The sequence below is a fragment of the Sphingopyxis sp. genome, from assembly GCF_965279755.1.
In the GTDB taxonomy this organism is placed as follows: domain Bacteria; phylum Pseudomonadota; class Alphaproteobacteria; order Sphingomonadales; family Sphingomonadaceae; genus Sphingopyxis.
The window spans coordinates 683,183-709,075 of the sequence record NZ_OZ257261.1; the positions used below are offsets into that span (position 1 = coordinate 683,183).

At 66.4% G+C, this 25,893-nt stretch carries 28 protein-coding genes; 7 read left to right on the top strand and 21 right to left on the bottom strand.

Annotated elements, in window-relative coordinates:
* The first annotated feature begins 22 nt into the window (after positions 1 to 22).
* Positions 23 to 1,270 carry an aspartate kinase gene (locus tag ACQY80_RS03215; RefSeq protein ID WP_428683588.1) on the top strand — a complete coding sequence of 416 codons (1,248 nt, stop codon included), beginning with the start codon at positions 23 to 25 and terminating at the stop codon, positions 1,268 to 1,270.
* Here the strand turns inward: ACQY80_RS03215 and ACQY80_RS03220 are convergent, their stop codons facing one another.
* Genes ACQY80_RS03220 through ACQY80_RS03230 form a run of 3 tightly spaced genes read right to left on the bottom strand, consistent with a single transcriptional unit; the run spans position 1,271 to position 3,392 of the window.
* Complete coding sequence (locus tag ACQY80_RS03220; protein ID WP_428683590.1) at positions 1,271 to 2,389, bottom strand: HlyD family secretion protein; 1,119 nt, start codon at positions 2,387 to 2,389, stop codon at positions 1,271 to 1,273.
* Positions 2,386 to 2,802: a PaaI family thioesterase gene (locus ACQY80_RS03225; protein ID WP_428683591.1), complete on the bottom strand. Its 417-nt coding sequence runs from the start codon at positions 2,800 to 2,802 to the stop codon at positions 2,386 to 2,388. Before ACQY80_RS03225 ends, ACQY80_RS03220 begins: the two co-directional genes overlap by 4 nt.
* A complete protein-coding gene (locus tag ACQY80_RS03230; protein WP_428683593.1) occupies positions 2,799 to 3,392 on the bottom strand; it encodes a TetR/AcrR family transcriptional regulator in 594 nt (197 codons plus the stop codon). The genes ACQY80_RS03225 and ACQY80_RS03230 overlap by 4 nt, the downstream gene beginning before the upstream one ends.
* Before the next feature lie 55 nt (positions 3,393 to 3,447).
* Between ACQY80_RS03230 and ACQY80_RS03235 the strand changes: the two genes are divergently transcribed.
* Together ACQY80_RS03235 and ACQY80_RS03240 are read left to right on the top strand one after the other, a co-directional pair.
* Positions 3,448 to 5,061: a DHA2 family efflux MFS transporter permease subunit gene (locus ACQY80_RS03235; RefSeq protein WP_428683595.1), complete on the top strand. Its 1,614-nt coding sequence runs from the start codon at positions 3,448 to 3,450 to the stop codon at positions 5,059 to 5,061.
* Between the two features lie 108 nt (positions 5,062 to 5,169).
* Positions 5,170 to 5,454, top strand: coding sequence for a hypothetical protein (locus tag ACQY80_RS03240; RefSeq protein ID WP_428683596.1), 285 nt, complete (start codon positions 5,170 to 5,172; stop codon positions 5,452 to 5,454).
* A gap of 209 nt (positions 5,455 to 5,663) precedes the next feature.
* Here ACQY80_RS03240 and ACQY80_RS03245 read toward each other — a convergent pair whose 3' ends face one another.
* Positions 5,664 to 6,284, bottom strand: a complete 621-nt coding sequence (locus tag ACQY80_RS03245) for an N-acetyltransferase family protein (RefSeq protein WP_428683597.1) — start codon at positions 6,282 to 6,284, stop codon at positions 5,664 to 5,666.
* Positions 6,285 to 6,440: 156 nt separating this feature from the next.
* Between ACQY80_RS03245 and ACQY80_RS03250 the strand changes: the two genes are divergently transcribed.
* Complete coding sequence (locus ACQY80_RS03250) at positions 6,441 to 6,824, top strand: helix-turn-helix domain-containing protein (RefSeq protein ID WP_428683599.1); 384 nt, start codon at positions 6,441 to 6,443, stop codon at positions 6,822 to 6,824.
* 33 nt (positions 6,825 to 6,857) lie between these two features.
* Here ACQY80_RS03250 and ACQY80_RS03255 read toward each other — a convergent pair whose 3' ends face one another.
* The 10 genes from ACQY80_RS03255 to argH all read right to left on the bottom strand — a co-directional run bounded on the left by ACQY80_RS03255 (position 6,858) and on the right by argH (position 16,837).
* Positions 6,858 to 7,898: a rod shape-determining protein gene (locus tag ACQY80_RS03255; RefSeq protein WP_428683601.1), complete on the bottom strand. Its 1,041-nt coding sequence runs from the start codon at positions 7,896 to 7,898 to the stop codon at positions 6,858 to 6,860.
* Positions 7,899 to 8,071: 173 nt separating this feature from the next.
* Positions 8,072 to 9,133 carry a tetratricopeptide repeat protein gene (locus ACQY80_RS03260; protein ID WP_428683602.1) on the bottom strand — a complete coding sequence of 354 codons (1,062 nt, stop codon included), beginning with the start codon at positions 9,131 to 9,133 and terminating at the stop codon, positions 8,072 to 8,074.
* A gap of 2 nt (positions 9,134 to 9,135) precedes the next feature.
* Complete coding sequence (gene lepA / locus ACQY80_RS03265) at positions 9,136 to 10,959, bottom strand: translation elongation factor 4 (protein WP_428683603.1); 1,824 nt, start codon at positions 10,957 to 10,959, stop codon at positions 9,136 to 9,138.
* Between the two features lie 40 nt (positions 10,960 to 10,999).
* Positions 11,000 to 11,887 carry a transposase gene (locus ACQY80_RS03270; RefSeq protein ID WP_428683605.1) on the bottom strand — a complete coding sequence of 296 codons (888 nt, stop codon included), beginning with the start codon at positions 11,885 to 11,887 and terminating at the stop codon, positions 11,000 to 11,002.
* Positions 11,875 to 12,852, bottom strand: coding sequence for a HEAT repeat domain-containing protein (locus ACQY80_RS03275; protein WP_428683606.1), 978 nt, complete (start codon positions 12,850 to 12,852; stop codon positions 11,875 to 11,877). The genes ACQY80_RS03270 and ACQY80_RS03275 overlap by 13 nt, the downstream gene beginning before the upstream one ends.
* Positions 12,853 to 12,908: 56 nt before the next feature.
* Positions 12,909 to 13,055 (bottom strand): hypothetical protein, encoded by a 147-nt coding sequence (locus ACQY80_RS03280; protein WP_428683607.1) that lies wholly within the window; start codon positions 13,053 to 13,055, stop codon positions 12,909 to 12,911.
* 107 nt (positions 13,056 to 13,162) lie between these two features.
* The gene (locus tag ACQY80_RS03285) at positions 13,163 to 13,930 is read right to left on the bottom strand and encodes an NAD(P)-dependent oxidoreductase (RefSeq protein ID WP_428683609.1); all 768 of its coding nucleotides are present in this window, start codon (positions 13,928 to 13,930) and stop codon (positions 13,163 to 13,165) included.
* Position 13,931: 1 nt separating this feature from the next.
* Positions 13,932 to 15,191 carry a diaminopimelate decarboxylase gene (lysA, locus tag ACQY80_RS03290; protein WP_428683611.1) on the bottom strand — a complete coding sequence of 420 codons (1,260 nt, stop codon included), beginning with the start codon at positions 15,189 to 15,191 and terminating at the stop codon, positions 13,932 to 13,934.
* Between the two features lie 18 nt (positions 15,192 to 15,209).
* Complete coding sequence (locus ACQY80_RS03295) at positions 15,210 to 15,461, bottom strand: hypothetical protein (RefSeq protein ID WP_428683613.1); 252 nt, start codon at positions 15,459 to 15,461, stop codon at positions 15,210 to 15,212.
* Positions 15,461 to 16,837: an argininosuccinate lyase gene (argH, locus tag ACQY80_RS03300; RefSeq protein ID WP_428685728.1), complete on the bottom strand. Its 1,377-nt coding sequence runs from the start codon at positions 16,835 to 16,837 to the stop codon at positions 15,461 to 15,463. Before argH ends, ACQY80_RS03295 begins: the two co-directional genes overlap by 1 nt.
* Between argH and ACQY80_RS03305 the strand changes: the two genes are divergently transcribed.
* Positions 16,836 to 17,471 carry a TlpA family protein disulfide reductase gene (locus tag ACQY80_RS03305; protein ID WP_428683615.1) on the top strand — a complete coding sequence of 212 codons (636 nt, stop codon included), beginning with the start codon at positions 16,836 to 16,838 and terminating at the stop codon, positions 17,469 to 17,471. The genes argH and ACQY80_RS03305 overlap by 2 nt on opposite strands.
* A 51-nt stretch (positions 17,472 to 17,522) precedes the next feature.
* On the opposite strand, the gene ACQY80_RS03310 is transcribed toward ACQY80_RS03305, so the two are convergent.
* Both ACQY80_RS03310 and ACQY80_RS03315 read right to left on the bottom strand, forming a co-directional pair.
* Positions 17,523 to 18,449, bottom strand: a complete 927-nt coding sequence (locus tag ACQY80_RS03310; RefSeq protein ID WP_428683616.1) for a hypothetical protein — start codon at positions 18,447 to 18,449, stop codon at positions 17,523 to 17,525.
* 92 nt (positions 18,450 to 18,541) lie between these two features.
* On the bottom strand, positions 18,542 to 19,834 hold the full coding sequence (locus tag ACQY80_RS03315) for a S8 family serine peptidase (protein WP_428683618.1): 1,293 nt from the start codon (positions 19,832 to 19,834) through the stop codon (positions 18,542 to 18,544).
* A 98-nt stretch (positions 19,835 to 19,932) separates the two neighbouring features.
* On the opposite strand from ACQY80_RS03315, the gene ACQY80_RS03320 reads away from it, so the two are divergent.
* Together ACQY80_RS03320 and ACQY80_RS03325 are read left to right on the top strand one after the other, a co-directional pair.
* Positions 19,933 to 20,421, top strand: coding sequence for an RNA polymerase sigma factor (locus ACQY80_RS03320; RefSeq protein ID WP_428683620.1), 489 nt, complete (start codon positions 19,933 to 19,935; stop codon positions 20,419 to 20,421).
* Positions 20,418 to 21,110 carry an anti-sigma factor family protein gene (locus ACQY80_RS03325; protein WP_428683622.1) on the top strand — a complete coding sequence of 231 codons (693 nt, stop codon included), beginning with the start codon at positions 20,418 to 20,420 and terminating at the stop codon, positions 21,108 to 21,110. Before ACQY80_RS03320 ends, ACQY80_RS03325 begins: the two co-directional genes overlap by 4 nt.
* Positions 21,111 to 21,169: 59 nt before the next feature.
* Here the strand turns inward: ACQY80_RS03325 and ACQY80_RS03330 are convergent, their stop codons facing one another.
* The 5 genes from ACQY80_RS03330 to ACQY80_RS03350 form a co-directional block, all read right to left on the bottom strand.
* Complete coding sequence (locus ACQY80_RS03330; protein ID WP_428683624.1) at positions 21,170 to 21,508, bottom strand: hypothetical protein; 339 nt, start codon at positions 21,506 to 21,508, stop codon at positions 21,170 to 21,172.
* A 105-nt stretch (positions 21,509 to 21,613) separates the two neighbouring features.
* The gene (locus ACQY80_RS03335) at positions 21,614 to 22,615 is read right to left on the bottom strand and encodes an NAD(P)H-dependent glycerol-3-phosphate dehydrogenase (RefSeq protein WP_428683626.1); all 1,002 of its coding nucleotides are present in this window, start codon (positions 22,613 to 22,615) and stop codon (positions 21,614 to 21,616) included.
* A 38-nt stretch (positions 22,616 to 22,653) separates the two neighbouring features.
* Positions 22,654 to 23,586 (bottom strand): alpha/beta fold hydrolase, encoded by a 933-nt coding sequence (locus ACQY80_RS03340; protein ID WP_428683627.1) that lies wholly within the window; start codon positions 23,584 to 23,586, stop codon positions 22,654 to 22,656.
* A 3-nt stretch (positions 23,587 to 23,589) separates the two neighbouring features.
* Positions 23,590 to 24,444 (bottom strand): alpha/beta hydrolase, encoded by an 855-nt coding sequence (locus ACQY80_RS03345; protein WP_428683629.1) that lies wholly within the window; start codon positions 24,442 to 24,444, stop codon positions 23,590 to 23,592.
* Positions 24,441 to 25,889, bottom strand: a complete 1,449-nt coding sequence (locus ACQY80_RS03350; protein WP_428683631.1) for a DUF3336 domain-containing protein — start codon at positions 25,887 to 25,889, stop codon at positions 24,441 to 24,443. The genes ACQY80_RS03345 and ACQY80_RS03350 overlap by 4 nt, the downstream gene beginning before the upstream one ends.
* Between the last annotated feature and the right edge of the window lie 4 nt (positions 25,890 to 25,893).

A 25,893-nucleotide genomic window follows, 5' to 3' on the forward strand; every position in this document is an offset into this window, starting at 1 on the left:
TTGATCAGGAAGGCGAAGCGGCATGGCGCGGATCGTGATGAAATTCGGGGGCACGTCGATGGCGGGCACCGAGCGGATTCGCACCGTCGCGAAACTCGTCGCACGCGAGGTTGCGAACGGCAACGAGGTCGCGGTCGTCGTCTCGGCGATGGCCGGCGAAACCGACCGGCTCGTCAATTTCTGCCGCGAGGCGAACCCGCGCTACGACCCCGCCGAATATGACGTCGTCGTCGCGGCGGGTGAACAGATTACCTCGGGCCTGCTCGCGCTGACGCTTCAGGCGATGGGAACGCCCGCGCGTAGCTGGCTCGGCTGGCAGCTCCCGATCCGCACCGAGGAAGCGCACGCCCGCGCGCGCATCATCGACATCGACACCGGCGCGCTGACCGCCGCGATGGCCAAGGGCGAGGTCGCGGTGATCCCCGGTTTCCAAGGCATGATGGACGACGGTCGCGTCTCGACGCTCGGCCGCGGCGGGTCGGACACCAGCGCGGTCGCGGTCGCGGCGGCGGTGAAGGCCGATCGCTGCGACATCTACACCGATGTCGATGGCGTCTACACCACCGACCCCCGCATCGTCGCGCGCGCGCGCAAGCTCGACTATGTCACCTATGAGGAAATGCTGGAGCTTGCGAGCGTCGGCGCCAAGGTTCTGCAGACCCGTTCGGTCGGCCTGGCGATGAAGATGGGCGTGCGCGTGCAGGTGCTGTCCAGCTTTGTCGAGGGCGACGAGGCTCCGAAAAAAGGCACGATGATCGTCAGCGACGAGGAAATAGAGGAACATCAGATGGAACGGCAGCTGATCACCGGCATCGCCCACGACAAGAATGAAGCGAAGATCATCGTCACGCGCGTTCCCGACAAGCCGGGCGCAGTCGCGAACATCTTCGGCCCGCTCGCTGCGGCCGGGATCAACGTCGACATGATCATCCAGAACGTCGGCCGCGAAAAGGGCGAGACCGACGTGACCTTCACCGTTCCCGCGACCGACCTGCTTCGTTCGATCGACCTGCTCGAGGGCGCGAAGGACAAGATCGGTTTCAACCGCATCATCAGCGACGACAAGGTCGCGAAGGTCAGCGTCGTCGGCGTCGGTATGAAGAGCCATGCGGGTGTCGCAAGCACGATGTTCCGCGCCCTCGCCGATCGCGGCATCAATATTCAGGCGATCTCGACCAGCGAGATCAAGGTCAGCGTGCTGATCGACGAGGACGAAACCGAGCTCGCGGTGCGCGTTCTGCACACCGCTTACGGGCTCGACGCCGAGTAATTAGCGCAGCCGCACCTTCGCCGTGACGGACAGGCCGGGGCGGAGCTGCGCCAGCGCCGCCTGTCCGGGATCTAGCCGGATCCGCACCCCGACGCGCTGTACGATCTTGGTGAAATTGCCCGATCCGGGTTCGAACGGCAGCAAGGTGAACTCGCTGCCCGATCCCGGCGCGAGGCTTTCGACCGTCCCGGTCAGCGTCTGCCCCAGCGCATCGACATAGACCTCAGCCTTCTGTCCCGGCCGCATCTCGCGCGTCTGCGTCTCCTTGAAATTCGCGGTGACATAGATCGACTTCAACGGCACGACGGTCAGCAGGCGCGATCCCGGCTGGACATAATCGCCAACCTGGATGCGGCGATTACCCACCACTCCGTCGATCGGCGCGACGACCAGCGTATGACCGCGATCGAGCTTCGCGAGCGCCAGTGCGGCGCGGGCTTTCGCCGCCGCGGCTTCCGCCGCCTGCACCTGTGCGGCAAGGATCGGCCCGCGCGCGCGCGTGACCGCCGCTTCTTCGACACTGGCGCCAAGGTCGGCGCGCGAGCGCTGCGCCGCCGACGCCGCGCTCACCGCGTTGGCCGACACCTGTTCGGCATCGCGCTTCGGAACGAAACCATCGACAAGCAGCGCGTCATATCGCTTCCGGTCGGCGGCGGCGCGCGCATATTCGGCGTCGGCCGCGGCGATCTGGGTCGTCATCGAACGGATGTGCGCGGTCGCCAGCCTTTGCTCGGCACCGAGCGAGGCGAGTGTCGCCCTCGCCGTTGCGACCTGCGCATCGGCGTCGGCAACCGCCGCCTCCGCCGCCATCACCCGCGATTCATAATCGCGCACATCGATCCGGACGAGCGGATCGCCTGCGCGAACGACCTGATTGTCCTTCACCAGCACGGCGGTGACCAACCCGCCGACACGCGGCGCGACTTCGCTCGAATCAGCCTGCAGATAGGCGTTGTCGGTCGATTCCGCGCTCTTGGAAGCCGTCAGCCACCAGATGCCGAGCACCGCGACGGCCAGCGCGATCGCCCCGATCTGCCACGCTTTTTTCGGCAGGGCCAGACGGCGGCGCGCAGGGGCCTCAGCCGGTGCATCGGTGGCAATGGCGGTCTGCACGTTCATTGCTGGATCACCAGCAGCGTCGACGTCGCAGTGGCATATAGTCGCCCCGCTTCGTCGGTCAGCTTCGCCTCGACATAGGCGACGCGTCGGCCGATCGAGATGACCCGCCCCTCGGCGCGGACCGTGCCCGTCTTTTCGGTCATGGCCTTGAGGTAGGAGGTTTTGAGCTCGAGCGTCGTCATCGCCTGATCGTCGGCAAGCTTGGTGACGACCGAAATGCCGCACGCGGAATCGAGCAACGTCGCGGCATAGCCGCCGTGCACGATCCCCATCGGATTATAATGTTCGGGGCCGGGTACGCCCTCGAACGCCGCCCAGCCATCGCCGGCATCGACGAGCTGGAACCCCAGCGTATGCCCGATCGGCGGCTTGCCGCCCGAAGCGATCAGCCCCTGCACCTTCGCAAGCGTCATTGCGCGGTCTCCAGTCCATAGCGGCGGGTGATGCTGGCGTGAGTGTCGGCCAGCAAGGCATCGGAAAGCGCCGCGTCGCCGACCGCGCGCGCCAACGCGACGCCGCCCACAAGCTGCGCGAGCAGCGCATGAGCCTCGCCATCGGCATCGGCGTAACCCAGCGCGGCGAGCGGCGCCGCAAGGCGGCTCGCGATCCCGGCAACCCCGGCGCCGAAGCGCTCGCGCGTCTCGGGCTTCGATCGGGCGAAATCCCCCGACAGCGTCGGCAAAGGGCAGCCCCGATCGCGCCGGTCGCGGTGGGCAGGCGACAAATAGAAATCAATATAAGCGCGCAGCACGCCGCGCGGATCGCCCGTCGCATCGATCGCCGCCGTGCGGGCGCGGGCATCGGCGAACATCGTGCCGATCGCCTCCTTCACCAGCGCGTCTTTCGAGGGGAAATGGGCATAGAAGCCGCCATGCGTCAGCCCGGCGCGCGCCATGATCCCCGACACCGCGACATTGTCCGGTCCCTTGGCGCGAATCTCCTTCGCCGCCTCTTTCAGAACCCGCTCGCGGGTCTCGGCCTTGTGACCACTTGCATAGCGCACTTGCGTCTCCTTTTATATGACGCATATAATATAAAGACGACAGGACACAAGACCCATGGCCTCCATTCCGCTTTCCCCAAGCCACGCCCCAGCCCGCGACGACGCGCCGTTCGACCCGGCGGCGATGCCCAACTCGCGGAAATATCTGATCTTTGCGGTGATGGCGTTCGGCCAGTTCATGGCGCTGATCGACATCCAGATCGTCGCCGCATCGCTCAACGAGGTGCAGGCGGGACTCAGCGCCGGACCCGACGAGATCAGCTGGGTGCAGACCGCCTATCTGATGGCCGAACTGGTGATGATCCCCTTCTCGGCCTTTCTAGCGCAGGCGCTATCGACGCGCTGGCTGTTCGCGGCTTCGGCGGCGCTCTTCACCATTGCGAGCGTCCTGTGCGGGCTCGCGTGGAGCATCGAATCGATGATCCTGTTCCGCGCCGTGCAGGGCTTCGTCGGCGGCGCGATGATCCCGACGGTCTTCGCCACGGGCTATATGCTCTTTCAGGGCAAGCAGCGCGCGATGATCCCCGCGATTCTGGGCATGGTATCCGTCCTCGCTCCAACGCTCGGCCCGACCGTCGGCGGCTGGATCACCGACGCGCTCGGCTGGCGCTGGGTCTTTTTCATCAACGTGCTGCCGGGCGCCGTGGTGACGCTGATGATCCTGGCGCTCGTCCGCGTCGACAAGCCGAACCTGCCAATGCTCCGCAAGATCGACTGGGTCCATCTCGCCTCGATGGCGGTGTTTCTTGCGGGTCTGGAATTCGTGCTGGAAGAAGGGCCAAAGCACGACTGGTTCAGCGAGCCCGAGATCGCGATCGGGGCCTGGCTGTCATTCGTTGCCTTCGGCCTCTTCCTCGAACGCTCGTTCCGGTCCGACGGGCCGATCGTCAAATTGTCGCCCTTCCGCAAACCGACCTTCGTCTTCGCCTGCGTCTTCAACCTCGTCATCGGCTTCGGCCTCTATGCCAGCACCTATCTGATCCCCATCTATCTCGGCCGTGTGCAGGGTTATAATGCGTCGGAAATCGGAACGACGGTCTTCGTCGCCGGGCTCGCACAACTGCTGGGTGTGCCGATCGCTGCGGCGCTCTCGCAGAAAGTCGACCAGCGGATCGTCATCACCTTCGGCCTCACGCTTTTCGCGGTCGGCCTGTGGATGTTCAGCTTCATGACCCCCGAGTGGGGCTTTGCCGCGCTCTTCTGGCCGCAGGTCGTCCGCAGCTTCGCGATCATGCTCTGCATCGTGCCCTCGGTCGGGCTGGCGCTCGGCAATTTCGAAGGGGCGGAACTGCGCTATGCTTCGGGCCTGTTCAACCTGATGCGCAACCTTGGAGGCGCAATCGGCATCGCGCTCGTCAACACCTGGCTCGGCGACAATATGCGGCTGCATGTCCTGCGTCTGTCCGAAGCCCTTGGCCGCGGCGGTGATGTCGCACGCGAAGCCGCGGCGGGCCTGACCCAGGGGATCGGCCAATATGTCTCTGACCCCGTGCTCGCCGCAGAGATGGCGAACGGCGTGCTCGGCCGCATCGTGGGGCGCGAGGCGCTGACGCTCGCTTTCGACGATGTGTTCCGCCTGATGTCCTATATCTTCCTTACGGCGCTGATCATGGTGCCGTTCTGCAAGCCGCCGCCGATCGGCGGCCCGGCGCCGACCGACGCACACTAAGCCGACCGGTCGAAATATAGACTAAATTTCAATATCTTGAAAAAATCTTGCAACCCCTGCGTTCACCCCGCGTTAAGGCTCGGAGTCAACTTTTGGAGAGAACTCGACATGCGTAAGATGATTATCGCCCTTGCCGCCGCATCGACCCTCGCGCTCGGCGCCTGCCAGAGCAAACCAGCCGATCAGGTCGAGGACCAGGCCGAAGCCAAGGCCGACGCCATCGATGCCCAGGCCGACGCCATGCCCGAAGGCCCGGCGAAGGAAGCGACCGAGGCCAAGGCCGATGCAGTCGAGGATGCCGGCGAAGCCAAGGCCGACGCGATCGACAATGGTACGACGCCGCCGCCCGCCGGAACGGTCGCCCCCACCGCTCCCGAGGCGCAGAAGAAATAAGCTCGCCCCGACAGCTGACGAAGGGCGCCGGAGTATCTTCGGCGCCCTTTTTCGTGCGCGGCATAAAAGTTTCGCACCGTGTGACGCACGTCACGCTGACGTCATGCCGCCACCGCTAGAAGGGTCGCGAGGGAAGGAACGGCCAAGCGCCGCCACGGCCTTCACCCTCCCGCCGCGAGCTGCGACCCCTCGCGGCGGGAGGGACTAGCTCATAATCCGGTCAGCGCGTGGAACACATCCTCGACCCCGGGCGCATCGGGGTCGGCACGCAGCGAAGCCACTCCGGCGGCCACGTCGAGGCGATAGTCGGCAACGCCGGCGCTTTCGCCTGTCCACGTCGCGCCCAGCGATTTGACCAACCGGCGCGCTGCGTCATTTTCCGACAACATATGAACGTCGAGCGTCAGCATATCCTCGGCAAGGCACTGGATCAGCAGCGCCGCGGTCATCATCCGCGCAAGCCCCTTGCCCTGAAACTGGTCGAGTACCGCGATCGAATATTCGCCTACCGCACCGCCGTCGGCATAGCGCACCGCATGCACGGCACCAATCGCCGGCCAGTCGTCACAATCGGTGCAGATCGCGCCCCAGCCGATGTGGTCGTGACCGTCGACATCGACCAACCGCTGCACCACTGCGTCGGGCAACGTCGGCGCGGGCGAGAAGAAACGCAGGTAACGCGATTCGGCCGACAGCTTGGCGATGCCCGCACGCAGCCGCTCCTCGTCAGCGGGCGTGATGCAACGCAGCGACACCCGGGTGCCATCGTTCAGCCTGCTCTCGACGACGATACCGCCGATCGGGCGCGATGCCGTTTCGATCATCGCCATCGTTTCCTCCGGTGCCGATCCAGACGCAAAGGCTAACCCGCGACCCGCCGCATGGCAATCAAGACCCGGCAAACACAACCGGGAAAAGTTGAAAGGCGCTTGGAACTTAAGCTGTTACCCTGTGTTGGCTGAAAAGGTTAAGCGGAGTTAAGGGTCGTGCGCAATTTCTCTCTCTCATCGTCGACGCCGGGCGCGGTGCCGCTCGGCGCGCTTTTGAATCATCCACCCGGCGATGACGCCGAAAGCGTCGGCCAGCGCATCGCGCGGCTGCGCAAGGCGCGGCAGTGGACACAGGCGGACCTTGCCCGCCGGCTGGACGTGACCGAAACGTCGGTATGCTATTGGGAGCAGGACCGGTCGCGGCCGCGGTCGGCCCGCCTGCAGGCGCTCGCCGCCCTGCTCGACACGCCGGTCTCGACGCTGATCGGTGTGCAATCGCAGGCTGCAAATCTCGGGGACATGGTTGCCCGCATGCGTGCCGAAATTGCTCATGCCGCAGGCACCATTCCGGCAAAGGTCAAGATCGTCATCGAGATTTGACGCCGCAGCGGTAGCTTGGGCGGCGTCGCCGGCTCAGGCGGCCATCAGGATATTCTGATAGGCCCGGTCGTCGAAAGTCAGTCCCGCACCCATCGCGACGCAAATCAGCGCGTCGTCGGCGACCCGCACCGACAGCCCGGTCGCCTTCGCGATCGCCTGATCCATCCCGCGCAGCAACGCGCCGCCGCCGGTCAGTGTGATCCCTTCGTCGATCATGTCCGCCGACAGCTCGGGCGGCGTTTCTTCCAGCGCGGCCTTCACCGCGCTGACGATCTGCCCCACCGGCTCGGCAAGCGCCTCGGCCATTTCGACCTCCGACACGCTGATCTCCGACGGGCGTCCGCTCACCAGATCGCGGCCCTTCACCGCCATCGCCATGCCCTCGCCTTGTGGCCGCACCGCAGCGCCGATCGTCAGTTTCACGCGCTCGGCTGTCATCTCGCCGATCATCATATTATGTTTGCGGCGGATGTAGGACGCGATCATGTCATCCATCTTGTCGCCGCCGACGCGCACCGAATTGCTGTGGGCGACGCCGCCGAGCGACAGTATCGCGACTTCGGTCGTGCCACCGCCGATATCGACCACCATCGTCCCGCGCGGCTCGGCAACGGGCAGCCCGGCACCGATCGCGGCGGCCAGCGGTTCCTCGATCAGCCGTACGCTGATCGCCCCGGCATTGGTCGCCGCGTCCCGGATCGCACGGCGTTCGACATGCGTCGAACAGGACGGCACGCAGACGACGACATTGCTCCGCCGCCGCAGCCGGCTCGGCCCGCCGAGCGCCTTGTCGATGAAATGCTTGATCATCTGCTCGGCGACGTCGATGTCGGCGATCACCCCGTCCCGCAACGGGCGCAACGCCTCGATATTCGCGGGCGTCTTGCCCATCATCAGCTTGGCGTCGTTGCCGACGACCTTGACGTGGCGGATGCCGTTCCGCGTCTCGAGCGCGATCACCGACGGTTCGTTGAGCACGATGCCTTGCCCGCGGACATAGATGACGGTGTTCACCGTGCCGAGGTCGATGGCGATGTCATGCCCCTGCGGGGCCAGACGTTGAAAAATGTTCATGAGTGGGGGCGCAACCTCGTTTCAAAACCCGAAACAGACGCCCGCCCCCCGGCTTCGCCCGCTCAAAGCAACTCCATCCGCGATGCGGAAGAGCCACGCGGAGGTCAATTGTTGCAATTTCGCGCAAGAGCCGGACCGTGGGTTTCTCGCGGCTGACCGATGCGGAGGGCGCGCTACCGTCCCTTCCGTTGGCCCCGCGCAATTTCCAGTGCCTTTCGCGCCTCGCCGGACGACTCGCTCTTGGCGTCGAGCAACAGACTGCGCTCGAGCAGTTCGATCGCGCGATCCTTGTCGAGCGGAACACCCTTGCCGAGTTGATAGGCGCGGCCGAGCGTGAAGCAGCTCTCGGCCTCGCCGAGCGTGCAAGCCTTGTCGAACAATTCCAGAGCGCGGGCGCGATTGCGGCGCGTACCGCGGCCATCGTCGGTCATGAAGGCAAGGTTGCCGCAGGCTTCCTTGTGATCCGCATCGCACGCGCGCCCGAACAGCCCGACCGCGCGCTTCGGGTCGCGGCTCACACCCTTCGCGTCGCGATACATCACCCCCAGATTGTAACAGCCGTGCAGATCGCCCGCGTCGCATGCCAGCTTGAACGCATGGACGGCGCGGCGCTGGTTGCGCGCGGCTCCCTTGCCCAGCGAATAGGACGCGCCAAGGTTCGCGCACCCCTCTGTAGCCGTACCATCGCACGCCTTTTCGAACAGCGCGATCGCGCGATCGGGATCGGCAGGCACGCCATCGCCGTTGATATATGACAGGCCAAGGTTGTTGCAGCCCATCGGCTCGCCCTGATCGCAGGCCCGGGTGTAATAAGCGGCGGCGCGCTCGTGCGATTGCGCGGCGCCCTTCCCTTCGCCGAACAGATAGCCCGCCATCGTGCAGCCTGACGCCTGGCCAAGATCGCAAGCGCGAACGAAGAGCGTTACAGCGCGGGCGTCATCGCGTTCGACGCCATCGCCTTCATGATAGATATAGGCGAGCCGGCGGCACGCGTCGGCATCCTCGTCGCCGCAATCGCGATCAAGCTGCCGAACCTCGCTGATCGGCGCGTCGGATGGCGGTTCGTCCGCCGCCGTACCGGCGTTGTCGCGGACGCCGGGCGACGGGAGTATCACCACCGCAGCCGCGTCGTCGGGGGTTCGGGTTTCAGCCTGCGCCCATGCCGATGACGCGCCCAGCCCCGTCAGCAGCAGCGCGAGCGGGCCACGCAGCAGCAGAGCGGCGCCGCGCGTCACGATCAGGCATCATCCCCCATGCGAAGCGCGGCGATAAACGCTTCCTGCGGGATGTTGACGTTGCCATATTCACGCATCCGCTTTTTGCCCTCTTTCTGCTTTTCGAGGAGCTTCTTCTTGCGGGTGGCGTCGCCGCCGTAGCATTTCGCGGTCACGTCCTTGCGGAGCGCAGCGATGGTTTCGCGGGCGATCACCTTCCCGCCAATGGCTGCCTGGATCGGGATCTTGAACATGTGGCGCGGGATCAGGTCCTTCAGCCGCTCGCACATGCCGCGGCCGCGGCTTTCGGCGCTGCCGCGGTGGACGATCATGCTCAGTGCATCGACTGGCTCATTGTTGACGAGGATGCTCATCTTGACGAGGTCGCCGGCACGGTGGCCGATCTGGTGATAGTCGAAGGACGCATAGCCGCGGCTGATGCTCTTCAACCGGTCATAGAAATCGAACACCACTTCGTTGAGCGGCAGTTCATAGGTGATCTGTGCGCGGCCGCCCACGTAGGTGAGGTTCTTCTGAACGCCGCGGCGGTCCTGACACAGTTTCAGGATCGGGCCCAGATAATCGTCGGGCACGTAAATCACCGCCTCGATCCACGGTTCCTCGATCTCGTCGATGCGGTTCGGGTCGGGCATGTCGGCCGGGTTGTGGAGCTCGATCTCCTTCGCCGCCTCATTCTTGGTGTGGCCAAGCTTCAGCTTGTAGACCACCGACGGCGCGGTCGTGATCAGGTCGAGGTCATATTCGCGGGTCAGTCGCTCCTGAATGATCTCGAGGTGCAGCAGGCCCAGGAAACCGCAGCGGAAGCCGAAGCCGAGCGCGGCCGAGCTTTCCATCTCGAAGCTGAAGCTCGCATCGTTGAGGCGGAGCTTCTGGATGCTTTCGCGCAGCTTCTCGAAATCGTTCGCGTCCGTCGGGAACAGGCCGCAGAAAACGACCGGCTGGACCTCCTTGAACCCGGGCAGCGGGTTCGCCGCGGGCTTTTTCGCGTCGGTCACCGTGTCGCCGACGCGCGCCTGCGCGACGTCCTTGATCTGCGCGGTGATGAAGCCGATCTCGCCGGCGCCGATCTCGTTCAACTCCTCGCGCTTCGGCGTGAAGCAGCCGACGCGGTCGATCAGGTGGGTGGTGCCCGCCTGCATGAACTTGATCTGCTGGCCCTTTTTCAGCACGCCATCGACGACGCGGACGAGGATGACGACGCCGAGGTACGGATCGTACCAGCTGTCGACCAGCATCGCGAGCAGCGGTGCCGCGGCGTCACCCTTCGGCGGCGGAATCCTGGTGACGATCGCCTCGAGGCATTCCTCGATGCCGATGCCCGACTTTGCCGACGCGAGCACCGCTTCGTCGGCGGGAAGGCCGATGATATCCTCGATCTCGGCCTTCACCTTGTCGACATCGGCTGCGGGCAGATCGATCTTGTTGATGACCGGCACGATCTCATGGTCGTGTTCGATCGACTGATAGACGTTCGCGAGCGTCTGAGCTTCGACCCCCTGCGCCGCGTCGACGACGAGCAAAGCGCCCTCGCACGCCGCGAGCGAGCGCGACACTTCATAGGCGAAGTCGACGTGGCCGGGCGTGTCCATGAGGTTCAGCTCATAGGTTTCGCCGTCCTTTGCGGTATATTTCAGGCGCACCGTCTGCGCCTTGATCGTGATCCCGCGCTCCTTCTCAATGTCCATATTATCAAGGACTTGCGCCGACATTTCGCGCGCGGTCAGGCCGCCGGTGAACTGGATCAGCCGGTCGGCCAGCGTCGACTTGCCATGGTCGATATGCGCGATGATCGAGAAATTACGAATATGCGAGAGAGGAGTTGTCATGGCGGCCCGTTAGCAGCCGAAAGCCGCGCTGTCAGCAGGCTTAGCTATGCGCAAGCCATCGGGCGCAATCGTCACGGACGCGTGCGTCGGTATCCGCGAGCCCGCGCTCCAGTAAGGCAGCCTTTTCCTCTCCGCGCACCAAGGCCGCCAGCGCCGCGATAGCGTTCGCACGCACTCTTGGCACCGGGTGCGCCTTCGCGAACTGTTCGGCGATGTCCTTGCCGTTGTCGGTCAGGTGGACGGCGCAGCGGAGGAGTATTTCTCCGGGGGTCAGCGTCGGGCGTCGGGCGATCGTGCCGTGCTCGAGGTCGACGATATACTGGTCGCGCCAGGGGACGTGCTCGCCCTCGTCCATGATGTTGAGGCTGATCGACAGGCGCTCGGGCGGGAGCTGGCTGTGAATGTCGCGGTGAGCGCGGTAGAGCATCATCTTGCCTTCGGCGAGGCTGCTGCGCTCGACGAAGTGCAGGTTCAACGACTCCTCGACGCGGCCGTCGACGGCTTCGGCGTCATAGTCATAATAGTCGCTGACGTAACCGGGGCCGGAGTAGCCGGTGGTGAGGAAGTGGAAATTATGGTCGTGCGGCAGGCCGTAGGCGAAGGCGAGGGGGCCGCTGGCGGTGTAGGCGGCGTCGGTCGCGGCGGGCCATAGGTTGGCGCGGAGGAAGAAGCCGCGCGGGCTGCGGTGGAGCAAGAAGACCTGCGCCGAATAGCGGTTGGTGGCGAGCTGGTCGGCGTAACTCGCCTTGAGCTCGGCGATCACGCGGTCGGCGAGAAACGAGCGGTTGCGCTGGAGGCCGGCGAGCAGGTCGGCGCAGCGCGCGATGCTGGCCTCGTCGGCAAGATCGACGCCATGTTCGTCGAGGCGCGCGACGATCTCTTCGAGGTCGCGCTCGGGACCAGCGGGCGGATCGATCAGGCGGGGCATGGATCGGCTTCCTTCGGCGCATAGAGCGCCAGCGTTGCTGTGGCGGCGCGGCGGATCTCGGGATGCGGGTCGGACGCCGCCATCGCCTCCACCCTCGCCCGTGCGGCGGCGGGGTCGAGCGCGACCAATTCGCGCAGCGCCGACCAGCGCGTGGCGAAATCGGCGTCGTGCGTCGCCTCGACGAACAGCGGTGCCGCGTCGGTGCGGCCGAAGCTGCGGAGCAGCGTGAGCGCCATCTGGCGAAAGCTGCTGTCGCGGCGCGACGCCGACACATGGGCGAGCCGGCCGCTCGCGATATCGTAGCTACGGATCGGCAGGGACGACGGCGGCTGCACGGCCAGTTCGAGCAACACGACGTCGCCCTTGGCATCCGTCAGCGAAAAGGCTTCGCGCGCGGTGTCGAGCTGCAAGATTTCGTCTTGGGCGAGCGGCCGCGGCGGAGCATTGTGACAGAGTGCGGCGGACGCAGCCGAAAAGAGCCCCGTCGCCTCCGCTTCCGACAGCGCGACATGGTGGCGATGCAGCATCGCACCGCCGCTCGCGAGGACACGGATCACGGCGGCACCGGGCGTAAAGACTGCGGCCGTGGACGCCGCCCCGCCTTGCTCGACGCGGTGGAGCTGCAGCGACAGCCGTACCGGCCCGCATTCAGCGAGGATCAAGCCAGCGATTCGCTCCCCGCCGCCGATCGGACGCAGCGGCGGTCGCGCAAAAATGTCGGCCTCAACCAGCGCAAGCGCGCGCTCCAGCCGGGCCCGCAGCCAGCTGATGTCTCGAAGCCAGGGAAGGAGGCGATCCATCGCCACCGCGGGCGGCGCATCGCGCAGCGCATCGATCGCAGCGACCAGCCCCTGCGGCGATACGTCCGCCGCCCGCCACCCGGTTTCGAGCGCGTCGGCGGCGGCCCGGGTACGGAAACACCGTTCGCGATCATGGCGAGGAAAATGGTCGTGGCGCGATGGCATGAAACCGCCCTTTTGTGGGCCGCGGACGGAATCGCCGCCCGCAGCCAAAGCCTTTGTTAGTCGTAGATGATCAGCATCACCGAGATCGCGACGTCGAACACCGGGGTGCTCGCAGTGGCGCCGGCTCCCGCGAGCGAACCGAACAGGCCGACCGCGGTGTCGAGCAAAGGCACGGCGTCGATATCGATAACGGGCAGTGTCATAGACCCCCTCCTGCAGAAAGGCGGCCAGACTGCCGCCGCTACCTCGCTATGGGCGGCCGCCGGTATGTCCCAGTTAACTTATCGTAATCGGCCCGGACGACCGTTCGTCAATCGGCGTGGACGACCCACAGAGAAAGGCCGGGCGGCAAGGATTCCGGCGCAGCATCGGCAACATGGCGCACCGCGTCGGCGCGCGCACGGTTCAGGATTTGATCGGGAATATCGGCCGCGTGGAAGATATGATCCGCCTCGCCCAGAAGGCGCGCGGCGCGCAGCGTGAGGTCGTCGGGGTCGGCGCTGGTCAGCCGGATCGTCTCGAGGCGCGACGGCTGCGCGGCGACGTCGCTCGTCAGCCAGTGGCCCAGCCTGTCGACTGCCCCGTCGTCGAGCGGATCGAGCGCGCCACCGCTCGCCAACGCGGCATCGATGGCACGGCGGCGATCGGCGGCGGCAGGCCAGCGTGTTTTCATCGCATCGCGCGCAGTGTGAAGCGCGGCGGCGAGCGCGCCAAGCCGCGACGGTAGCAAGGCCTCGATCCGCTGACGCACCGCCTTGGCGAGGCCCGCCGATGCCCCGCCGGTGCCGATCGCAATCGTTACCGGCGCACGGTCGACGATGGCAGGCGTGGTAAAGTCGCAAAGGTCGGGCCGGTCGACGACGTTGACAAGCAGACCTCGCGCGCGAAGGCTAGCGGCTACCGCTTCGGCACCCTCGGCGAGCGCGACGAAGGCGATCGTCGCGCCCTCCTCCCACGCCGGGACGATCCGCCCCCCGGCGCGCGTGATGAGCCGCGCCTTGGCGTCAGCGGCTTCCCCCTCCCCGACCAGCACGACCGTGCGGCCGCGCAGGTTCAGGAAGACGGGAAGCTGCTCCATATCAGTCGATCCAGTCGGGGACGCGTTCGGCGGCCATGATCGTGCCCGCCGCGATGCGATCGGCAACGACGACATAGCGGTCGCCATCGACGAGCACCTCGGGAACGAGGCTGCGGCTATTGTAGGTCGATGCCATCGTCGCCCCGTAAGCGCCCGCGGTGCGAAACACGCCGAGGTCACCCGCCTCGACGGTGTCGATCACCCGGTCGCGCGCGAAGGTGTCGCCGGTCTCGCACACGGGGCCGACGATCGATGCGGCCATCGTCTCGCCGGTCGGCTTGACCGCGACGAAATCGTGCCAGGCGTCGTAGAGCGCCGGACGCGCGAGGTCGTTCATCGCGGCGTCGACGATCACGAAAGGGTTGGTCGCACCGGGCTTGACCCACAGCACTTCGGTCAGCAGCACGCCGGTGTTGCCCGCGATCACGCGGCCGGGTTCGAACATCAAAGTGACGTCCCAATCCTTCGTCACCCGCGCAACCATCGCGCCATATTCGGCGGGGCTCGGCGGATTGTCGTCGGGCTTGTAGGGCACGCCCAGACCGCCGCCGAGATCGACGTGGGTGATGCTGTGCCCGGCAGCGCGCAGGTCGGCGACGAGGCGACCGACGCGCTCGAACGCGGCCTCGAGCGGCGCGAGGCTCGTGAGCTGGCTGCCGATATGCAACGCGATGCCGCGCATCTGGAGGCCCGGCAACGCCGCGAGCCGGCCGAAGATTTCGGGCGCGACGTCGATGCCGACGCCGAACTTGTTCTCGGCCTTGCCGGTCGAGATCTTCGCATGCGTACCCGCATCGACGTCGGGATTGACGCGCAGCACCGCCGGCGCGGTCATTTCCTTCGCCAGTGCGATAGCGGCGAGCGCGACGCCTTCGGGCTCATGCTCGATATTGAACTGGCCGATGCCGCGATCGAGGCCCTGCGCCAGCTCGGCGCGCGTCTTGCCGACACCCGAAAAGACGATGTCCTGCGGCGCCATGCCCGACGCGAGCGCGCGTTCCAGCTCGCCGCCCGACACGACGTCGGCGCCATAGCCCTGCCGCGCGAGAACGCGCAGCACGCCAAGGTTGGGGTTGCACTTGATCGCAAACGCGATGTGCTTTTTCGGAATGTCCTTCAGCGCATCGGCGAACACCTGAGCATGGCGTTCGAGCGTGGCGCGCGAATAGACATAAACGGGGGTGCCGATTTCCTCGGCAATGCGTGACAGCGAAATATCTTCGGCGTGGAGAACGCCGTCGCGGTATTCAAAATGGTCCATCGAAGGAAGTCCTGTGGCTCAGCCCGGAGGCGGCAAATCGAAATCGTCGGGTTCGCGTTTTTCGGACCGTTTGAGAAGTTCGTCGCTGCGCGCCGGCATAGCCTGCGCGTCAGGCGTCGTAAGCTCCTCCGTTGTCGGGGCACTGGTGGCGCCGACGGGTATCACCGCGGCGGGCTGGTTTGCCGCGGGCTTCAGATCTTCCTTGGCTCCGCACGCGCCAAGCAGCGCGGCAGCAGCAAATGTCGTAACGAGGATGCGGCGCTTCGCCATCAATCCGTTCCTTCCAGCGCGCCGCGCGCAGCGGCAATCGCTTCCCTTACCCGTTCGGGCGCCGTCCCGCCATAGCTGCGGCGGCTGGCGACCGAAGCCTCGACCGTCAGCGCGGCAAGCGCCTCGGGCGTGACGGCGACGTGGATCGCCGCCGCGTCCGCCGCGGGCAGCGCCGACAGTTCAACGCCGAGTTCCTCGGATCGTTTCACGCAGGCGCCGACGATATGATGCGCCTCGCGGAACGGCACGCCCGCTTCGCGGACCAGCCAGTCGGCCAGATCGGTCGCGGTAGAATAGCCCGACGCGGCAAGCGCGCGCATACGGTCGGTGCGGAAGGTCAGCGTCTCGACCATGCCCGTCATCGCGGCAAGCGACAGCGCGAGCGCGTCGAAGGCGCCGAACACCGTTTCCTTGTCGTCCTGCAAATCCTTCGAATAGGTGAGCGGCAGGCCTTTGACGATCACGCTGAGGCGCTGGAAGGCGCCCAGCAACAGACCGGCGCGGCCGCGGACGAGTTCGGCGGCATCGGGATTGCGCTTTTGCGGCATGATCGAGCTGCCGGTCGACCAGGCGTCGGGCAGGCTGACGAAGCCGAAGGGCTGGCTCGCCCAGATCACCACTTCCTCGGCAAGCCGCGACAGGTGGATCGCGGCGATCGAGGCGGCGGCGCAGAATTCGAGCGCGAAGTCGCGGTCCGACACCGCATCGATGCTGTTCGCCATCGGGCGGTCGAAACCCAGCGCGGTGGCAGTCGCGTGGCGATCGACCGGAAAGCCCGTCCCTGCGAGCGCGGCGGCACCGAGCGGCGATTCGTTGAGGCGGCGGCGCGCATCGGCAAAGCGCGACCGGTCGCGAGCGAACATCTCGACATAGGCGAGGAGATGATGGCCGAGTGTCACCGGCTGCGCGACCTGCAAGTGGGTGAAGCCGGGCATGATGCTGCCCGCATGTTCCTCGGCGCGCGCGAGCAGCGCGGTCTGGATCGCCTGCAGTCCGGTGTCGATCCGCGTGGTCGCAGTGCGGACCCACAGCCGGAAGTCGGTTGCGACCTGATCGTTGCGCGAGCGTGCGGTATGCAGCCGCCCGGCCGCTTCGCCGACGATCTCCTTCAGCCGCGATTCGACGGTCATGTGGATATCTTCGAGCGCCAGATCGACCGGCACGCCATTCGCGGCGAACTCGTCGGCGATCTGCGCAAGGCCGCGATCGATCTGGACCGCATCGTCGGCGCCGATGATTCCGGTGGCGCCCAGCATCGCGGCGTGGGCGCGGCTGGCGGCGATATCTTCTTCCCAAAGGCGCTTGTCGACCGGGATCGAGGCGTTAATTTCTTGCATGATCGCCGCGGGTCCGCCACCGAAGCGCCCGCCCCACATGCTGTTGCTGTTCGGAGTATCCGCCATTCGCCGCGTTCCAAGCCCGTATCTAGCGATCCTTGCCCTCTTTCTGGCCGGATCGGTCGCGGGCTGCGATAGGGAAAAGGCCGCGCAGGGGCAAGCGGCAGGGAGCGAAGCAAATATTTCGGTCGGTGAAGCGAAGGATGCACGCAGCATCGGCGCCTTTGCGCATAAGGTCGACCGGAGCCAGGCGGGCAAGGCGGCACCCACGGTCGGCTTCCTCGGCCCCGACGATGCGCCGGTTACGCTCGCCGCGTTTCACGGCAAGCCCCTGCTCGTCAATCTGTGGGCGACCTGGTGCGCGCCGTGCGTGGCCGAAATGCCGACACTCGATGCGCTCGCGGCGAAGCAGGGCCCGGCGATGAACGTCATTGCGGTCGCCGAAGATCTTCAGGGGGCGGCCATCGTCGATCCCTGGTTCCAGAAGGCGGGCCTGAAAGCGCTGCAGCCCTATCTCGATCCCGAAAATCATCTGCTCGACGCCGCCGGCGACGCGCTGCCGACGAGCATTTTCTATGACGCCGAGGGGAAGGAATTGTGGCGCGTCGTCGGCGCGATCGACTGGCAGGGCGCCGAGGCAAAGGCGCTGCTCGCCGAAGGCGGCATCAAATAAGAATACGCCGGCACGATGGCCGGCGTATTCCCCCTTCGGGATTTGGTATCGTCAATCGTTGCGGGCGTTGACGCGTTCGGCGCGCTCGCCCTTCTGGGCCGCCTGCGGCGCGGGCTCGGCTGCCGGCTGGCTTCCGGCGTCTTCCTGCTGCTCGGCCGTTTTCTTGAGCTGACCCTTGGTCATCCCGGTGACGAGGACGTCGCCCGACCCGGCAAAGCTGGCGGCGGGAAGCGTCGCGAGGCGATCGCCGACCTCGACCGTCACCGCCTGCACGACGCCGCGACCGGTCTGACTTATGGTCTGGACATGACCGATCACCTTTCCGCGCGCATCGGTCACCGCCATCCCGGGTTCGACCGCGAACATGCCGGTGCCCGAGGCCGCGCCACTGCCCGAAGCGGCAAGCTGGCCAAGGCTGCCCTGGAAGCTGCCTGCCGCCGCGCCCGCGCCGCCCGCAGTGCCCGAAAGACCCGACGCCGTGCTGCCGGCCTGATCGCGGACATTGCCGACCGCGCCGCGCGCCGTGCCGGTGACGGTCGAGGCGGTGCCCTGCGCCGTGCCGACGGCGCCGCGTGCGGTCTGACCGACGAAATCGGTTCCGACGGCCTGCGCGTCGAGGCTGCCGCTACCCGAAGCGCTGCCCGAACCGGCGGCGTTTCCGCCGATAGGGTTCCCGAGCAGATTGGCGTTACCGTTCGCCGAACCCTTGCCGTTCGCATCGGCATTGCCCTTGCCCTGCACGCGGCCCGAGCGGCGATCGATATTCGCCTCGTCGCGCCCCGTTCCGGTCAGCTCGCCCGCGCTGCCGAGCGTGCCGCCGATGCGATCGGTCGGGTTGCCGAGCGTACCGCCCAGCGACCCACCGAGGCCGCCGGTCAGTCCGCCGCCGCCACCAAGCAGCTGCGCCGAGGCCGGGGCCGAAAATGCCATGGCCGACGCGGCGAGCGCGATGGCCGAAATGAAAATGCGATGTGCCATTTGTCCTACTCCTGAATGTGCGACCCGAGGGGGTGGGTCTGTGGAGAGAACGATGGCGCGTTCGACTTTCTTCCGAAAATATCGAAAAAGAGTCAGCGGCCGCCGCAGGTGCCGCAGATCAGGCCGTGGCCATAGATTTTGTCGCGCCCTGTCTTGCCCAGATCGCGCGCTTCCATCACCAGTCCGGCGACGGCCGGACCGATGCGGTCGATCGACGGCGCCGGATAGCGAAGCGCAAGCCGCCCCGCGACGAGCGGCGCGGCGAATGAGGTGCCGCGCAGCCGGCCGGTGCTGGCCGCCCCCGTTGCCGCCAGCACCGCGTCGCCCGGCGCCGCGAAATCGACGTGCAGCGCGCGGCCGGCCTCGGGCAGCACACGCCCCTTCGCGTCGACCCCGGTCGCCGCGAAAACGCCGCGATACGAGGCCGGATAGGCCGGCGGCGCAGCGGGCCCGTCGTTGCCGACCGCCGCGACGATCAGCATTCCGCGCTGCTGCGCGCGCAGCACCGCCGCCGACAGCAGCTTGTTGTCGGGACCGACGAGGCTGATCGTCGTCACCGCGACGCCGCTTTGCGCAAGCCATCCGAGCGCGCGGGCGATGGCGCTGGCGTTTCCGCCCGCCGGATCAGTGCCATAGACATCGGCGGCAAGCAGGCGCTGCCCGGGTGCCGCCCCCTCTATCGCGCCGCTGCCGACGAGCAGCGAGGCGACGGCCGTGCCATGGCGGCCTGCCGACGGAGCGCCTTTCGCAAAGCCGCGCTGCTCGACGCGCCCCGCCAGCGAAGGATGCGCCGCGACCCCGCCGTCGATCAGTCCGAGGCTGGCCTTGCCGCCGCCCGCTGCTGTCGCGAGCGCCGCTGCGGGCAGTGCGCCGCCCGAACCGCCAGCGAAATAGGGTCCGCTCGCGAAATAGAGATTGTCGGCATCGACCGCGGCATCAGGCAGCAGCTTGGCGAGTTGCCTCCGCGCGCGGGCCAGACTGCGCCCCTCGGGCACACGAAAGCGGGCGACGTCCAGATCGAGCCCCTCAATGCGTTCGCGGTCGATCAGCGCGAAGCCCTTACCCGCCGCGCGCGCGATCATCGCCTCGTCGACGCCGCTGGCGATCAGGACACCGCGCACCGCAGGCTCGCCGCGATCGTCGAGTTCGATACTATCGCGGTTGTCGCGCACCAGCGCGGTGATGCGGTCGAGCCGGATCTGCGTCAGCCGTTCGGTGGTCGCGGCCAGCGGATCGAGGACGCCGACGTCGGGCAGCGTCGACAGGACACGCCCTGTATCCGGCAATTGCGCCGATGGCAGCGAGACCTGCGCCTGTGCTCGCAGACCTGCGCCACCGATCGCGAGACAGATTGCTGCCACCAATATCGTCCAAATTCGCATCATCACTCTCGCCAAGGCCGCCCTGCCGGAAAAATTTAGCAGGATGCGGAAGAAACGATAGAAGGGCGTCGTTTCTTCCTCGAACAATCGAAAAGGCGACAATGCGCTTCGAAGAGGAACTGGTCGAACTGCTACCACGCCTGCGCCGCTTTGCGCGCGGGCTGACACAGAGCGCCGGCGATGCCGACGATCTGTGTCAGACGGCGATCGAGCGCGCCTTGAAATCGCGTGAACAATGGCAACAAGGAACGAGACTGGACAGCTGGATGTACCGGATCACCCGCAACCTCTGGATCGACGACCGCCGCGCCGCGGGCCGGCGCGGCGTCCACGCCCCGATCGACGACGCGGTCACGCAGATCGCCGGCGACGGCATCGCCGAGGTCGAGGCGGGCACGCTGCGCGGCGATGTCGACGGCGCGATGGCGCGGCTGCCCGACGAGCAGCGCGAGGTCGTGATGCTCGTGCTGGTCGAGGGCTACGCCTATCGCGAGGCCGCCGAGATACTGGAGGTACCGATCGGCACCGTGACATCGCGGCTCGCGCGCGGGCGCGAGACGCTGATGCATCTTTTGGGGGAGGCGGCATGAGTTTCGACCCCGCAGCCGTCGCCGCCTATGTCGACGGCGAACTCGACGATCTGGCCGCGCGCCGGATCGAACGCGAAGCCGAAAACAACGCCATGCTCGCTGCAGAGATCGCGCGCCACCGCGCGCTGAGAGCACAGCTCTCGGCGCATTTCGCGCCCGTCGCCGACGAGCCGGTGCCCGATCGCCTGCGCGCGCTGCTGGTCGGCGACGGCGTCGACACCAGCCTGGCCGGACGCCGCGAGGCGAAGCGCGCGCAGTTCGCACCCGCCCATTGGGGCGCGATCGCGGCATCCCTGGTACTGGGATTGACACTCGGCCTCCGGCCTTGGGCGCCCGCGCCGGACGTGACAGGCGCGAACGGCGCGCTGATCGCGTCGGGAGCGCTGGCCGATGCGCTCGACACGCAGCTCGCATCGAACCAACCGGCCGACGCCGATATCCGCATCGCCCTCAGCTTTCGCGACAAGCGGGGCCGGACCTGCCGCAGCTTCGAGGGCCGCGATCTGTCGGGTATCGGCTGCCGCGAGGGCGGCCGCTGGGCACTCGAACGCACGGCGGCCGGGCAGAATACCGGCGCATACCGGCAGGCGTCGTCGGGCGACCTTGCGGCGGCTGCGGCGGCGATGATGGCGGGCGATGCCTTTGATGCCGACGCCGAACGCACTGCGCGCGACAAGGACTGGAAATAAGCGAAGGGGGCGGATGCCACACGCATCCGCCCCCTTCTACCCGGGCAAGGGCCGGGTTATCAGCCGCCGACCGTCACGCGGCCAGTGCGATAGCCTTTCTTGCGCATTTCCTTGGCATAATCCTTGTCGGCGTCGGTAACCTCGGTGGTCCATTCGTCCCACGCGTCCCAGCGATCCTCGCGGTCGGTGGCATGACGCAGATCGCTGACCAGTTCCTTCTCGGCCTCGAGGATGTCGCTTTTGTAGTTATACCAATATTGGTTGTAGACGCCCGCAATCGGAACCATGCGGATTTCGGGGCGGTCGAAGCCGGTCGGCATCGACCCATAGGGGACCGCCGCCATGGCTGCGCTGGCGGGGAGCGCCATAAGTACCGCCAAAGTCGTCCATTTTTTCATCGTTCGTCTCCTTGGTGGACCCTGCTGGTCAGGAGAAACAACGAAGGAGCGGCGGCTTTTCTTCACGGCCCGGCGGCGATTCCGCACGGCCCGTGGTGAATCGGCTCAGCCGGGGTGCGCTTCGTCGCCGACGCTCGACCGGAGCAGCCCGCGAAACACCTCCTGCGCGTCGCGTTTGCCTTGCGTCACGTCGAACACATCGCTGGCAATCGGCATCGCAATGCCGTGCGTTTCGGCGAGCGCCATCACCGTCGGGGCGCTCTTCACGCCTTCGGCGACCATGTTCATGCCCGCGATGATCTCGTCGATATGGCGCCCCTTGCCGAGTTCGACCCCGACATGGCGATTGCGGCTGAGGGGGCTGGTGCAGGTCGCGATCAGGTCACCCATGCCGGTGAGGCCCGAGAAGGTTTCGGGCCGGCCGCCCATCGCGACGCCGAGGCGCGTAATCTCGGCCAGCCCGCGCGTCATCAGACCCGCGCGCGTGTTGTCGCCGGCGCCGAGCCCGTCGCCCATGCCGACCGCGATCGCGATGATATTCTTGAGCACCCCGCCAAGCTCGCAGCCGAGCAGGTCGGTGTTGGTGTACACACGGAAAAGTCCCGAGTGGAAGACGGGCTGAAGCGCGCGGACGACGATCTCGTCCTCCATCGAAAGCACGCTCGCCGCCGCCTGTCCTGTCATGATCTCGCGCGCCAGATTCGGCCCGGTGAGCACGCCGACCGGGTGGCCGGGCAGCACTTCCTCGATCAGCTCGGTCATCCGTTTGCCGGACGCGAGTTCAAGGCCTTTGGTAAGGCTGATGACCGGCACCCAGGGACGAAGATGCTGCCTCGCCTCTTCCAGCACGCCGCGAAAGCTGTGCGAAGGGACACCCATGACGAGCACGTCGGCGCCCGCGACGACCTCGGCCATGTCGTTCGTGGCGCTCAGCGCAGCAGGCAATTTGATGCCTGGCAGATATTTGCGGTTCTCGTGCGCCGCGTTGATGCCATCGACCGTCTCGGCATCGCGGGCCCAGAGTTTGATCGGCGCGTTGCGCGACACGAGCGACGCAACCGTCGTTCCCCAACTGCCGCCGCCGAGCAGCCCCACCTTCAACCGCATGCCTCTCTCCCTGTTATGACGGGAGACTGGCGCTGAAATCAGTGCTTGGCAAGAAACTCGCGCTGAACCTCGGCGGTCGCCTTCGGGTCTTCGATCATCGGGACGTGCGCGATATCCTCGAAGATGTGCGCGGTGCTTCCCGCGATGCCCTTTTCGAGCACCGCGACGCAGCTGACGTCGATCAGCTTGTCGTGGCGGCCCCAGATGATCAGCGTCGGCGCGGTGACCTTGCCGAGTTCGTTGTTGAGCGGCTTTTGCTCCATCTCGTCGGCGATCGTCCAGAAAATCTGGTCGAGCAGGTCGCGGTGCTTCAGTGCGTCGGCATAGATGACGGGCTTCAACCGCGCGGGGACGAAGGTCGGCTTGCGAACAACAAAGGCAATCAGGCGGTCGGCATCCTCCAGATTGGCGATGACGAGCGGATTATAGTCGCGGTTCGACGCGAGCTTTTGCAGCTCGCTTTCGTCGGCGCCGAGGATGCCGGCGTTGTTCATCAACGTCAGCGTGCGGAGGCGATCGGGATAATCGATCGCAAAGCGCAGCGCGATCCAGCCGCCCATGCTGTTGCCGCCGAGATGCGGCCGTTCGATCCCGAGCGCGTCGAGGAAATCCTTGAGCCGCCGCGCCTGGCTCGCGACGTCGAACGGCAGTTCGCGGTTGCGGTCATTTTCGCCGAAGCCGGGCAGGTCGGGCGCGATCAGATGATAGTCGCGCGTCATCCACGGCGCGTAGAAGGTCCAGTGATCCTTGTCGGCGCCGAAGCCGTGGACCATCACCAGCGTCGGCTTCGACGGATCGCCGCCCTCCAGATAGGGCCAGACGCGGCCGTCGACGGTCACCGTCTTGCGCTCGACCCGCGCGCGCTTGCGCATCAGCCAGCGCATCAGCGCGACGATCTGTTCGGGGAAGAACAGATAGAGCAGCGTCAGGAAGACGATCGCCGAGATAATGACGAGGATGAAGAAATTCATGGCTCAGTTTCCGCCCGGGATATGTGCGTCGAACCAGCCGATCAGATCGTCCAGCACCGCGTCGCGTTCGGGTTCGTTATAGATTTCGTGGAACAGGCCGGGATAGATTTCGAGCCTCTTGTCCTTCGACCCGACATGGTCGAACAGATAGCGCGATCCCGCCGGCGCGGTCAGCCGGTCGGCCTCGCCGTGCTGGATCAGGATCGGCAGCGTGATCCGGCACGCATCGGCCTGCGCCACCGCCATCGCGTCCATAAACTCCTTGCCAAGCCGCGCACCGATCTTGCCGCCATAGACGAGCGGATCGGCCTGATAGGCCGCGACGACTGCCGGATCGCGGCTGACCCCATTGGCGTCGAGCGACAGCACGCCGAGGCGCGGGAAAAAGCGCGACAGGAAGCGGCTGATCCATACGGTAAAGCGCGACGGCGGTTCGGCGGGAAGGATCGCGGGGCCCGAGAGCGCCGCCGCGACGAACGCCCGCTGATTGCCGATCAGGAACAGCGTCGCGATGAGGCCGCCCATGCTGTGACCGAGCAGCAGACGCGGCGTGTCGCCATGGTTGACCTCGACCAGCGTGAGCAATTCGCTCATCCCGTCGAGAAAGGCCGAGAAGCGCGGGACATAGCCGCCCTCGCCGTCCGAAGCGCCATGCCCCCAATGATCGACGGCATAGATCGCGTAGCCAGCGTCGGTCAGCCGCTTCGCGACATGCTGATAGCGTCCAGCATGTTCGGCATAACCGTGCGCGAGGAGGATGACTGCTTTCGGCCGCCCCTCGGGAAGCCAGTGCGTCACGTGCAGCTTTGCCCCGGCGCCCGCCGAACCCGGGGGCAGGATCACGGCATTGGCGGTCAACGGACCGCTTTCTTGAGCGCCGAGCTGCGATGGCCAGGACCGTCGTCGCCCGCCTTGTCGATCTTTGCGAGGATCGCGTCGAGCGCGCGGCTGATCGCCGTCTGGGTGCGAACCATCTCGACCTTCGGCCAGGCGGTGCGCTGACCGGTGTCGATCAGTTCGTCGATGTCATCCTGCGCGAGATCCGACAGGATTTTCGTGGGCGACCAGAATTTGGGCGGGCGGATGATGTTGATGTCGCCGGTATATTCCTGATTGATCACCGAACGCGCCATGTTGGCGAGGCTGTTGAGCGGCGGCACCAGTTCGAGCGGCTTCTGGAAGATCACCATGTTCGCGTTGAGCCATGCCTTGAAGGTCGCCATCGACGCGTGCTGAATGGCCTCGATCGGCGCCATCTGCTTGCGCGTATCGGTCGCGAAGGGCAGCGCCAGCGGGTTCGCCTGGCTGACGATATGATGGTTGACGCCATAGAGGCGCTCGAGCCGCTTGGTCGGAATGTCGTGCGTCACCGACCCGTCGACCCAGCGCCGGTCGGGCTGATAGGGAACGCGATTGCCGTCCTCGTCGCGCGCCATCAGCATCACGGGCGGGAAGACCCCCGGAACCGCGCACGAGGCCAGCACGGCCTCGCGGATCAGGACGTTCGGCGCGGTGATCGCGTTGAGCAGGCGGCCGTTCTGATATTTTTCGGCGGGCGCGACCGAAACATTGAGGTGGCGGCCGCTGATCTCATAGGCCTCCTGAAACGTCAGGTCGGGGATCAGCTCGGCCAGCCGGGCGCGCACCGCGTCGGGCGCGAGGCGCTTCATCTCGGGATCGCGGGCGGGATTGGCCAGCCGGCTGCTGTCGAGGAAGGGGCCGACGTCGGCATCCTTGCGCGTGCAGACGATCGCCGCGACGATCGATCCACCGCTCGACCCCGCGAGGATATTCGGCAGCACGCCCGCGTCCCACAGCGCCTTCACGACACCAACGTGAAAGAAGAGGAAGCTGCCCGAGCCCGAAAGCAGGAGGGCCGAGCGGCCGTAGCAATGCTGCGCACGGCGGAAAAAGTCGCGCTTTTCCTCTTTGCCGATGCTCCGCGACGCGGCGATCTTGTCGAGCGCCGCGACAACCTCGGCGACATAGGCCTCGATCAGCGTCTTCGTGCCGAAGCGCGCTTTCGAATAGAGGCGCTCGTGCCCCATGCCGTCGATATTGCCGTGGATGCCCTCGTTCAGGACGAAGAGCAGGCCCTTGACGTCGCCGGCGGCCGACAGCTTGCGCAGCTTTTCCAGCCGCGCGCGGATCGCCTTGAAATCGAAGTGCCGGCTTTCGTCGCTGTCGCGCCACGCCTGCATGCCCGATTTCGCATCGTGCGCCTGCGCGGCCTTCGACCAGGCGGCATAGTCGGGCGCTTTCGCAAGCTCGGCATCGGCGCTGAGCGTCGGGGCAAAAATCATTCGG